The organism is Mycobacterium parascrofulaceum ATCC BAA-614 (genome assembly GCF_000164135.1).
Classification (GTDB): domain Bacteria; phylum Actinomycetota; class Actinomycetes; order Mycobacteriales; family Mycobacteriaceae; genus Mycobacterium; species Mycobacterium parascrofulaceum.
Map to the genome: position 1 here is coordinate 399895 of NZ_GG770558.1, position 6027 is coordinate 405921.

General features: G+C 70.0%; 4 protein-coding genes. All 4 read left to right on the forward strand.

Going from position 1 to position 6027, the window contains the following annotated elements; translation table 11 throughout:
* The coding region (dapF, locus tag HMPREF0591_RS25250) for a diaminopimelate epimerase (protein ID WP_040623885.1) at positions 1–769 on the forward strand (769 nt) is incomplete at its 5' end.
* Positions 770–815: 46 nt separating this feature from the next.
* Positions 816–2249: a GTPase HflX gene (gene hflX, locus HMPREF0591_RS25255; RefSeq protein WP_040623886.1), complete on the forward strand. Its 1434-nt coding sequence runs from the start codon at positions 816–818 to the stop codon at positions 2247–2249.
* Positions 2250–2339: 90 nt separating this feature from the next.
* The gene (locus HMPREF0591_RS25260; RefSeq protein WP_007171556.1) at positions 2340–3500 is read left to right on the forward strand and encodes an acyl-CoA dehydrogenase family protein; all 1161 of its coding nucleotides are present in this window, start codon (positions 2340–2342) and stop codon (positions 3498–3500) included.
* A 597-nt stretch (positions 3501–4097) separates the two neighbouring features.
* Positions 4098–6027, forward strand: a 1930-nt coding sequence (locus HMPREF0591_RS25265) for an LGFP repeat-containing protein (protein WP_007171558.1), incomplete at its 3' end; no start/stop codon positions are given.

Here is a 6027-nt window from a genome sequence, read left to right on the forward strand (position 1 = left end):
CGTGGGCGCCGACGGGGTGCTGCGGGTCACCACCGCCGGCGCCGCCCTGTCGGCCGGGGTGCTCGACCGGCTGCCCGACGGCGTCGCCCCGGGTGATTGGTACATGGACTACCGCAACGCAGACGGCTCGATCGCGCAGATGTGCGGCAACGGCGTCCGGGTGTTCGCGCACTACCTGCGGGCCAGCGGCATGGAGGGCCGCGACGAGTTCGTGGTGGCGTCGGCGGCGGGCCCGCGGCCGGTCACCGTGCACCGCGCCGACGCGACGCGCGCCGACATCACCGTCGACATGGGCAAGGCCAACACGCTCGGCAGCGGGGGGCCCGCCTTCGAGGCGACGGTCGGCGGGCGCCGGTTCGCCGGCCTCGGGGTCGACGTGGGCAATCCGCACCTGGCGTGCGTGGATCCGGCGCTGACCGCCGACGACCTGGCAGGCTTGGACGTGGCGGCGCCGGTCAGCTTCGACCACGCCCAGTTCCCGGAGGGGGTCAACATCGAAGTTCTCACGGCACCGGCCGACGGGGCGGTGCGGATGCGGGTGCACGAGCGCGGCGTGGGCGAGACCCGCTCGTGCGGCACGGGCACGGTCGCGGCCGCGGTGGCCGCGCTGGCCGCCGCCGGGACGGACACCGGCACGCTGGCGGTGCGGGTGCCGGGCGGCGAGGTCGTCGTCACCGTCACCGACGCCACCAGCTACCTGCGGGGGCCGTCGGTCCTGGTGGCGCACGGGGAGGTGAGCGGGGAATGGTGGGACGCGCAGGGGCGTTAATTCGAGTGCACGACGCCGATCCGCCGTGCATCATTCTGTATTGCCTATGACACATCCTGATTTCTCCAATCCCGCTGTGCCGGAGCCGAGCACCGGCGAGCTCGCCCTCGAAGAACGCTCCGCGCTGCGCCGCATCGCCGGTCTGTCGACCGAACTCGCCGACGTCTCCGAGGTCGAGTACCGCCAGCTGCGGCTGGAACGCGTCGTACTGGTCGGCGTGTGGACCGACGGCACCGCCGCCGACAGCGAGGCCAGCATGGCCGAGCTGGCCGCCCTCGCCGAGACCGCCGGCTCCCAGGTGCTCGAAGGGCTCATCCAGCGCCGCGACAAGCCGGACCCGTCGACCTACATCGGGTCGGGCAAGGCCCAGGAGTTGCGCGAGGTGGTGCTGGCGACCGGCGCCGACACCGTGATCTGCGACGGTGAACTGTCCCCCGCGCAGCTGACCGCGCTGGAAAAGGCGGTGAAGGTCAAGGTGATCGACCGCACCGCGCTGATCCTGGACATCTTCGCCCAGCACGCCACCAGCCGGGAGGGCAAGGCGCAGGTGTCGCTGGCCCAGATGGAGTACATGCTGCCGCGGCTGCGCGGCTGGGGCGAGTCGATGTCCCGGCAGGCCGGTGGCCGCGCCGGCGGCAGCGGGGGAGGCGTGGGCCTGCGCGGTCCGGGTGAGACCAAGATCGAGACCGACCGCCGCCGCATCCGCGAACGGATGTCCAAGCTGCGCCGCGAGATCAAGGACATGAAACAGGTCCGCGACACCCAGCGCAGCCGGCGCCTGGCCAGCGACGCGCCCTCGATCGCCATCGTGGGCTACACCAACGCCGGCAAGTCGAGCCTGCTCAACGCGCTCACCGGGGCGGGGGTGCTGGTGCAGGACGCGTTGTTCGCCACGCTGGAGCCCACCACCCGCCGCGCCGAGTTCGGCGCCGATTCCAAGCGGGCCGGCGCTTACACGATCACCGACACCGTCGGGTTCGTCCGGCACCTGCCCACCCAGCTGGTCGAGGCGTTCCGCTCCACGCTGGAGGAGGTCGTCGACGCCGACCTGCTGCTGCACGTGGTCGACGGCTCCGACGCCAACCCGCTGGCCCAGATCAACGCGGTGCGCGCGGTGGTCTCCGACGTCGTCGCCGACCACCACGGCGACCCGCCGCCGGAACTGCTGGTGGTCAACAAGATCGACGCCGCGAGCGACCTGACGCTGGCCAAGCTGCGGCACGCGCTGCCCGGCGCGGTGTTCGTCTCGGCCCGGACGGGCGACGGGATCGACGCCCTGCGGACCCGGATGGCGGAGCTGGCCGTTCCCGCCGACACGGCCGTGGACGTGGTGATCCCGTACCACCGCGGCGATCTGGTGGCCAGGCTGCACGCCGACGGACGCGTGCAGCAGGAGGAGCACAACCCCGACGGCACCCGGATCAAGGCCCGGGTTCCGGTGGCGCTGGCCGGGCGCCTGCAGGAGTTCTCCGCCCGCTGATCGCCGCCGGGCCACCCCGCCGGCTGCCGACCAACCGTCTGGTTGGTATATGTTGGGCGACAAAGTCCCCAGCCGCCGGAGGTCATCCACATGGGCAGTGCCGTCAAGTACCAGCGCACCCTTTTCGAGCCGGAGCACGACCTGTTCCGGGAGTCCTACCGGGCCTTCCTCGATCGCCATGTCGCGCCCCATCACGACGAGTGGGAGAAGGCGAAGATCGTCGACCGCGGTGTCTGGCTCGAGGCGGGCAAGCAGGGCTTCCTCGGCATGGCGGTGCCCGAGGAATACGGCGGCGGGGGCAACCCCGACTTCCGCTACAACACGATCATCACCGAGGAGACCACCTTCGGCCGCTACAGCGGCATCGGCTTCGGGCTGCACAACGACATCGTCGCGCCGTATCTGCTGGCGCTGGCCACCGAGGAACAGAAGCAACGCTGGCTGCCGAAGTTCTGCACCGGCGAGATCATCACGGCGATCGCGATGACCGAACCGGGCACCGGCAGCGACCTGCAGGGCATCAAGACCCGCGCGGTCAAGCAGGGCGACCACTACGTGCTCAACGGCGCAAAGACGTTCATCACCAACGGAATCAACGCCGACCTGGTGATCGTGGTGGCGCAGACCGATCCCGACAAAGGGGCGCAGGGCTTTTCGTTGCTCGTCGTCGAGCGCGGCATGGAGGGTTTCGAGCGCGGCCGCCACCTGGACAAGATCGGGCTGGACGCGCAGGACACCGCCGAGCTGTCGTTCACCGACGTCAAGGTTCCCGCCGAGAATTTGCTCGGGCAGGAGGGCATGGGGTTCATCTACCTGATGCAGAACCTGCCGCAGGAACGGATCTCGATCGCCATCATGGCGGCCGCCGCGATGGAGCAGGTGCTGGCGGACACGCTGCAATACACCAAGGAGCGCAAGGCATTTGGCAAGCCGATTGGCAGCTTCCAGAACAGCCGCTTCGTGCTCGCCGAGCTCGCGACCGAGGCCACCGTGGTGCGCATCATGGTCGACGAGTTCATCCGGCTGCACCTGGACAAGCAGCTGACGGCCGAGCAGGCGGCGATGGCCAAGTGGTACTCGACCGAAAAGCAGGTGCACCTGATCGACCGTTGCCTGCAACTGCACGGCGGTTACGGCTACATGCGCGAATACCCCGTCGCCCGTGCCTATCTGGACGCGCGGGTGCAGACCATCTACGGCGGCACGACCGAGATCATGAAGGAGATCATCGGCCGCAGCCTCGGGGTCTAGCGCGTCAACTCCGTTGGCCGGCAGCGCCGTCGGAACCGGCGAATTTGCGCGGCGACGGCAAACTGGTCGATGCCCCGTCCGCGGCCGCTTTTCTCGGGTAAATCGTTGCCGAGTCGATGGCGTCCCGTACCGTCGGCGCATGTGTTTTGGGCACGCCGCCCGCGCAATGGCGCTGCGTCCAGCCGAAAAGCGCGACGCCGCCGGCGAGCCGGTCACGTCCGGCCGCACGCACGGGTGCGGATCGGCCGGGCGTGACGACGCCCGCCCGCCCTTGCCCGTGCCCACGTCGTATTCGGGCGGGCACGCGACAACCCGAACACGAAGTGGGGGCCGGTGCCGTCGGTCGCGATTCGAGCGTGGCTTGGCATCATTTCGACATCGGCGTGGTATCCGTTTTTGTAATATGCGTGATTTGACTTCGCAATTTTCGCCGGCTGGAGCAAAGTTATCCGAGCCTCGCGATAATGCGAATCGGAACGGGGTTGTTTCCCTGCGGTCGGACTGCGGCCCGCTCGCCGGCCGTGCAGGTGGGGGCACAGCCGCTGATAGGGGCATAACCGCCGGCTGGGAGGCTTGGTGAACGGGCAGAGAGGTCACATGCGCAGGCTGGTCGGGAGCGCGCTGGTCGGCTTGACCGCTGCAGCAATAGCCGCCGCCGCGTTCCTGGCGCCCCCGGCGGCGGCGTCGCCGATCGGCGACGCCGAGGCGGCCATGATGGCGGCGTGGGAGAAGGCCGGCGGCGACGCTTCGCCCCTGGGCGCCCGGAAGGGCGACGTGTACCCCGCCGGCGACGGTTTCGTCCTGGACTTCGACGGCGGCAAGATGTTCTTCACGCCCGCGACCGGCGCCAAATTCGTCTACGGGCCCATCCTGGACAAGTACGAAATGCTGGGCGGCCCCGCCGGCAGCGATCTGGGCTTTCCCGCCATCAACGAGGTGCCCGGGCTCGCCGGACCCGACAGCCGCGTGAGCACGTTCTCGGCCAGCGACAAGCCGGTGATCTTCTGGACGCCCGAGCACGGCGCGTTCGTGGTGCGCGGCGCCATCAACGCCGCCTGGGACAAGCTGGGCAGTTCGGGCGGGGTGCTGGGGGTCCCGGTCGGCGACGAGACCTACAACGGCGAGGTGTCGGCGCAGAAGTTCAGCGGCGGCCAGGTCTCCTGGAATCGGCAGACGAAGCAGTTCACCACCGAGCCACCGGCGTTGGCCGACCAGTTGAAGGGCCTGCAGGTGGCGATCGATCCGACCGCGGCCATCAACATGGCCTGGCGCGCGGCCGGCGGTCCCAACGGGCCGCTGGGCGTCAAGAAGGGCGCGCAGTATCCGATCGGCGGGGACGGGATCGTCCAGGACTTCGCCAACGGGAAGGTGTATTTCAGCCCGGCGACCGGCGCGAATGCCGTCGAGAGCAACATCCTGGCCAAGTACGAGTCGCTGGGCGGGCCGGCGGGCAGCGACCTGGGTTTCCCCACCGCCAACGAGGCCGACGGCGGCATCCCGTCCAGCCGCGTCGTCACCTTCTCCGGCGCCGACAAGCCGGTCATCTTCTGGACCTCCGAGCACGGCGCATTCGTGGTCCGCGGGGCCATGAAGGCGGCGTGGGACAAGCTCCGCGGGCCGACCGGCAAGCTCGGCGCGCCCGTCGGTGATCAGTCCGTCGACGGCGACGTCGTCTCCCAGCAGTTCACCGGCGGCAAGATCTCGTGGAACCGGGCGAAGAACACGTTCAGCACGGATCCGGCCAATCTCGCTCCGCTGCTGTCCGGTCTGCAGGTGTCGGGCCAGAACCAGCCGAGCAGTTCCGCGATGCCCGCGCATGGGAAGAAGTTCGCGTGGCAGTGGTGGTGGTTGCTGGCCGTCATCCCGGTGCTGGTGCTGATCGTCTTGGCGGGGTTGGTGGCCCTCGGCTGGCGGCGGCGTCGCGCCGCACGAGCCGAGGCCGAGTATGAGCCCCACCGCGACTTCGGCGTCGGTTACGACGCCGAAGGGGACGGGCACTGGGGGCCCGACGACGTCAGCACCGACCATTTCGCGCGGCAGCCCGAGGCGCCCGGTGCCGAGCCCGCGGGCCGGGTCAGCTGGCGGCGGGGCGGCGCCGACGAGGGGCCGTTCGAGGCCGAACAGGATCCCGACGCGGTGGACACCGACTCCTTCGCGGCCGTCTCGCCGGCCGCCCTGTCGGAGGCCGGGTACGCCGAAACCGAAGGCGAATACGGCGAACCCGAGTACTCCGAGCCCGAGTACGCCGAGTCCGAGTACGCCGAAAGTGATTACGCCGCTGGGGATTACGCGGAAGTCGACGGCGATTACGCCGAAGCCGAGTACGCCGACGACGCGCGTGAGCCGGAGGCCGAGCGCCCGGAAGACGAATACGTGGAGGCCGAATACCTCGACGTCGCCGTGCCGCATACACCTCCGGACGCCGGGTTCGACGCCGGCGCTTCGGACGCCGCCGCCCCCGAGGCGGAGTACCCCGACGTGGCCGCACCCCACGTCCCGGCGGACGTCGCCGACGGCCCCGGAGCCG

Excerpts from the sequence above, each read along its gene's own strand:
- HMPREF0591_RS25260 (WP_007171556.1), top strand. The coding sequence starts at position 2,340 with ATGGGCAGTGCCGTCAAGTACCAGCGCACCCTTTTCGAGCCGGAGCAC.
- hflX (WP_040623886.1), top strand. The coding sequence starts at position 816 with ATGACACATCCTGATTTCTCCAATCCCGCTGTGCCGGAGCCGAGCACC.